General features: G+C 58.8%; 4 protein-coding genes. All 4 read left to right on the top strand.

Features of this window, described 5'->3' with window-relative positions; all coding sequences use genetic code 11:
• Positions 1 to 499: lipid-A-disaccharide synthase (gene lpxB / locus ERD80_RS16925; RefSeq protein ID WP_136547735.1), on the top strand; the 499-nt coding region annotated here is incomplete at its 5' end.
• On the top strand, positions 492 to 1,118 hold the full coding sequence (gene rnhB, locus ERD80_RS16920; protein ID WP_058759533.1) for a ribonuclease HII: 627 nt from the start codon (positions 492 to 494) through the stop codon (positions 1,116 to 1,118). The genes lpxB and rnhB, both read left to right, overlap by 8 nt.
• A gap of 31 nt (positions 1,119 to 1,149) precedes the next feature.
• On the top strand, positions 1,150 to 4,632 hold the full coding sequence (dnaE, locus tag ERD80_RS16915; RefSeq protein ID WP_136547733.1) for a DNA polymerase III subunit alpha: 3,483 nt from the start codon (positions 1,150 to 1,152) through the stop codon (positions 4,630 to 4,632).
• Positions 4,633 to 4,644: 12 nt separating this feature from the next.
• Positions 4,645 to 5,604, top strand: coding sequence for an acetyl-CoA carboxylase carboxyl transferase subunit alpha (accA, locus tag ERD80_RS16910; RefSeq protein ID WP_021507476.1), 960 nt, complete (start codon positions 4,645 to 4,647; stop codon positions 5,602 to 5,604).
• The last annotated feature ends 115 nt before the right edge of the window (positions 5,605 to 5,719 follow it).

Here is a 5,719-nt window from a genome sequence, read left to right as displayed (position 1 = left end):
GCTGCGCCAGCGCTATCCGGCGCTGGAGATCGTGGTGCCGCTGGTTAACGCGAAGCGGCGCGCGCAGTTCGAGCAGATTAAAGCCAGCGTCGCGCCGGAATTGCCGATGCACCTGCTGGATGGCAAAGGGCGCCAGGCGATGATCGCCAGCGACGCGGCGATTCTGGCTTCCGGCACTGCAGCGCTGGAGTGCATGCTGGCGAAATGCCCGATGGTGGTGGGCTATCGTATGAAGCCGTTCACCTTCTGGCTGGCGAAGCGGCTGGTGAAAACCCCGTACGTTTCGCTGCCTAACCTGCTGGCCGGCCGTGAGCTGGTGCAGGAGCTGCTGCAGGAGGAGTGCCAGCCTGCAGCGTTAGCCGCGGCGCTGGAGCCGCTGCTGCATGCCGGTCCGGAGCGTGACGCGCTGCTGGCCACTTTCACCCAATTGCATCAGCAGATTCGCTGGAACGCCGACGAACAGGCGGCGGATGCGGTACTGGAGATTGCCAATGGCTGAATTTATCTATCCTGATGCCCGGCTGATTGCCGGCGTTGATGAAGTCGGACGTGGCCCGCTGGTCGGTGCCGTGGTGACCGCCGCCGTGATCCTCGATCCAGCGCGGCCGATTGCCGGCCTGGCGGATTCCAAAAAGCTGTCTGAAAAGCGCCGCCTTGCGCTGTTTGATGAAATCAAAGAGAAAGCGCTGGCGTGGAGCCTGGGCCGCGCTGAACCGGAAGAGATTGATCAGCTGAACATCCTGCACGCCACCATGCTGGCGATGCAGCGCGCGGTTGCCGGTCTGCATATTGCACCGGATTTTGTCCTGATTGATGGCAACCGCTGTCCGGCGCTGCCGATGCCGTCGCAGGCGGTGGTGAAGGGCGATAGTCTGGTGCGGGAAATCAGCGCCGCCTCGATCATCGCCAAAGTCACGCGCGACCGTGAAATGGCTGAGCTGGACCTGCTGTTTCCGCAGTACGGTTTCGCCCAGCACAAAGGCTATCCGACCGCGCTGCACATGGAAAAACTGACGCAGTTTGGTGCCACACCTCACCACCGCCGCAGCTTTGCGCCGGTGCGTAACGCCCTGATTGATGCTGATGTGCTGGCCGCGCGCCAGCCGACTACGCTTTAATAGCCTGACGCTGTTTTAACCGGAAACTGATATGGCTGAACCTCGTTTTATACATCTGCGCGTACACAGCGATTACTCCATGGTTGATGGTCTGGCCAAGACCGGGCCGCTGGTAAAAAAGGCGGCCGCGCTCGGCATGCCAGCCATTGCCATCACCGACTACACCAACCTGTGCGGGCTGGTGCGCTTTTATGGCAGCGCGCACAGCGCCGGTATCAAACCGATCGTCGGGGCCGACTTCCAGGTGGCCAGCGATTTGATGGGCGATGAGCTGACGCAGCTCACCGTGCTGGCGGCTAATAACACCGGTTACCAGAATCTGACGCTGCTGATTTCGCGCGCTTACCAGCGCGGTTACGGTATCGCCGGACCGATTATCGATCGCGACTGGCTCCTGGAGCAGGGCGAAGGGTTGATTCTGCTGTCGGGCGGACGGCGCGGTGACGTCGGTCGCAGCCTGCTGCGCGGCAATAACGCGCTGGTGGCGCAGTGCCTGAGTTTCTATCAGCAGCATTTCCCCAACCGCTACTATCTGGAACTGACGCGCACCGGCCGGCCAGACGAAGAGGCCTATCTGCACGCCGCGGTTGAGCTGGCGATTGCTGAATCGGTGCCGGTGGTGGCCACCAATGAAGTCTGCTTCCTCAACGAAGAAGATTTTGATGCCCATGAAATCCGCGTGGCGATTCACGACGGCTACACGCTGGACGATCCTAAACGTCCGCGCAACTACAGTCCTCAGCAATATATGCGCAGCGAAGAGGAGATGTGCGAGCTGTTCTCGGACATCCCGGAAGCGCTGGAAAACAGCGTAGAGATTGCTAAGCGTTGTAACGTCACGGTGCGCCTCGGCGAATATTTCCTGCCGCAATTCCCGACCGGCGACATGTCGACCGAAGATTTCCTGGTGATGAAGTCGCGCGAAGGGCTGGAGGAGCGCCTGGCGTTTCTCTTCCCGGATGAGCAGGTGCGTGCCGAACGCCGGCCGGAGTATGACGAGCGTCTCGACATCGAGCTCAACGTCATTAACCAGATGGGTTTCCCCGGCTACTTCCTGATCGTGATGGAGTTTATCCAGTGGTCGAAGGACAACGGCATTCCGGTGGGGCCGGGGCGTGGTTCCGGTGCCGGTTCACTGGTGGCCTACGCGCTGAAAATTACCGATCTCGATCCGCTGGAGTTTGACCTGCTGTTCGAACGTTTCCTTAACCCGGAACGTGTCTCGATGCCCGACTTTGACGTCGACTTCTGCATGGAAAAACGTGACCAGGTGATCGATCACGTGGCTGAGATGTACGGCCGCGATGCGGTGTCGCAGATTATCACCTTCGGTACCATGGCGGCGAAAGCGGTGATTCGCGACGTTGGTCGGGTGCTGGGGCATCCGTACGGCTTTGTTGATCGCATCTCAAAACTGATCCCGCCGGATCCGGGCATGACGCTGGAAAAAGCGTTCCAGGCGGAACCGCAGCTGCCGGAGATCTACGAAGCTGACGAAGAGGTCAAAGCGCTGATCGACATGGCGCGCAAGCTGGAAGGGGTCACGCGTAACGCCGGCAAGCACGCCGGTGGCGTGGTCATTGCGCCGACCAAAATCACCGATTTTGCGCCGCTGTACTGCGATGAGAACGGCCAGTTCCCTGTCACCCAGTTCGATAAAAACGACGTGGAATACGCCGGACTGGTGAAGTTTGACTTCCTCGGCCTGCGCACGCTGACCATCATCGACTGGGCGCTGAAGATGATCAACCCGCGGCGCGAAAAGCAGGGTTTACCGCCGATCGATATCGCCGCCATCCCGCTGGATGACAAAAAAAGCTTCGACATGCTGCAGCGCTCGGAAACCACCGCGGTGTTCCAGCTTGAATCGCGCGGCATGAAAGATCTGATCAAGCGACTGAAGCCGGACTGCTTCGAAGATATGATCGCACTGGTGGCGCTGTTCCGTCCGGGGCCGCTGCAGTCGGGCATGGTCGATAACTTTATTGACCGTAAGCACGGCCGTGAAGCCATCTCCTACCCGGACATTCAGTGGCAGCATGAGAGCCTGAAGCCGGTGCTGGAGCCGACCTACGGCATCATCCTCTATCAGGAACAGGTGATGCAGATTGCCCAGGTACTGTCCGGCTATACGCTGGGCGGCGCAGATATGCTGCGTCGTGCCATGGGTAAAAAGAAACCAGAGGAGATGGCCAAGCAGCGTTCGGTGTTCCAGGACGGTGCTGAGAAGATGGGCATCAACGGCGAACTGTCGATGAAAATCTTCGATCTGGTGGAGAAGTTCGCAGGCTACGGCTTTAACAAGTCGCACTCTGCTGCTTATGCGCTGGTCTCCTATCAGACGCTGTGGCTGAAAGCGCACTATCCGGCCGAGTTCATGGCGGCGGTGATGACCGCCGATATGGATAACACCGAGAAGGTGGTTGGACTGGTGGATGAGTGCTGGCGCATGGGGCTGAAAGTGCTGCCGCCAGACATTAACTCCGGGCTCTATCCGTTCCACGTCAACGATGACGGGGAGATCGTGTACGGCATCGGCGCCATCAAAGGCGTGGGTGAGGGGCCGATCGAAGCGATCCTCGAAGCGCGTAATCAGGGCGGCTACTTTAAAGAGCTGTTTGATCTCTGCGCACGCACCGACACCAAAAAGATCAACCGTCGCGTGTTGGAAAAACTGATCATGTCCGGCGCGTTCGATCGTCTTGGCCCGCACCGCGCGGCGCTGATGAGCGCGCTGGGTGACGCCCTGAAGGCGGCGGATCAGCATGCCAAAGCCGAAGCGACGGGACAGGCGGATATGTTCGGCGTGCTGGCCGAAGAGCCCGAGCAGGTTGAGCAATCTTACGCGGCCATAACGCCGTGGCCGGAACAGGTGCAGCTGGATGGCGAGCGTGAGACGCTCGGTCTGTATCTCACCGGCCATCCGATCAATCAGTATCTGAAAGAAATTGAGCGCTACGTTGGCGGCATGCGCCTGAAAGACATGCATCCAACAGAACGTGGTAAAGTGACCGTTGCGGCCGGGCTGGTGATTGCCGCCCGCGTCATGGTCACCAAGCGCGGCAACCGAATTGGTATCTGTACTCTTGACGACCGCTCTGGCCGTCTTGAGGTGATGTTATTTACCGATGCGTTAGATAAATACCAGCAGCTGCTGGAGAAGGACCGTATCCTGATCGTCAGTGGACAGGTCAGCTTTGATGACTTTAGCGGTGGGCTTAAAATGACCGCCCGGGAAGTCATGGACATCGACGAAGCGCGGGAAAAATACGCGCGCGGACTTGCTATCTCGCTGACGGACAGGCAAATTGATGACCAGCTTTTAAACCGTCTCCGCCAGTCTCTGGAGCCTCATCGCTCCGGGACCATTCCGGTGCATCTCTATTATCAGAGAGCAGATGCGCGGGCGAAGCTGCGCTTTGGTGCAGCGTGGCGTATTTCGCCCAGCGATCGTTTACTCAACGATTTGCGGTCGTTAGTAGGGTCGGAGCAGGTGGAACTGGAGTTTGACTAAAACAGGAACATTATGAGTCTTAATTACCTGGATTTTGAACAGCCAATCGCTGAACTGGAAGCGAAAATCGACTCGCTGAAATCGATTGGTCGTTCGGATGAGAAACACGATATTAATCTGGATGAAGAAGTGCAGCGTCTGCGCGAGAAAAGCGTCGAGCTGACCCGTAAAATCTTCTCCGATTTGGGTGCATGGCAGGTTGCGCAGCTGGCGCGCCATCCGCTGCGTCCTTACACGCTGGACTATGTCCGCAATGCGTTTGACGATTTTGACGAGCTGGCCGGTGACCGCGCCTATGCCGATGATAAAGCTATTGTCGGCGGTATCGCTCGTCTGGATGGGCGTCCGGTGATGGTCATTGGCCATCAGAAAGGCCGCGAAACCAAAGAGAAAATCCGGCGTAACTTCGGTATGCCAGCACCCGAGGGCTACCGTAAAGCACTGCGTCTGATGGAGATGGCCGAGCGCTTTAAGATGCCACTGATCACCTTCATCGACACGCCGGGTGCCTATCCGGGCGTGGGCGCGGAAGAGCGCGGTCAGTCTGAAGCGATTGCCCGCAACCTGCGCGAGATGTCCGGTTTGAAGATCCCGGTGATCTGTACCGTGATCGGCGAAGGCGGTTCCGGCGGCGCGCTGGCGATTGGCGTTGGCGATAAAGTGAATATGCTGCAGTACAGCACCTATTCGGTGATCTCACCGGAAGGCTGTGCGTCGATTCTGTGGAAGAGCGCCGACAAAGCGCCACTGGCCGCAGAAGCGATGGGCATTACCGCCGGGCGTCTGAAAGAGCTGAAGCTGATCGATTCGATCATCCCGGAACCGCTGGGCGGCGCGCACCGTCATCCGGTGGACATGGCGGCAGCGCTCAAGCAGCAGCTGCTGGCCGATCTGGCCGATCTCGATGTGCTGAGCACGGAAGAGCTGCTTAACCGCCGCTATCAGCGCCTGATGAGCTACGGCTACGCGTAAGCGCCGAAAAGCCTTCACAGAAGCGGACCCCGGTCCGCTTTTTTTATGCCTGTTTTCCGCGATCAGGCTTGAGTCCCCCGCAGGTGCGGCATTTATACCGGTGCGCATTAATGCG

Source organism: Pantoea sp. R102 (genome assembly GCF_004916815.1).
Lineage (GTDB): Bacteria > Pseudomonadota > Gammaproteobacteria > Enterobacterales > Enterobacteriaceae > Pantoea > Pantoea dispersa.
This window is presented reverse-complemented; position numbering and strand designations above follow the sequence as displayed.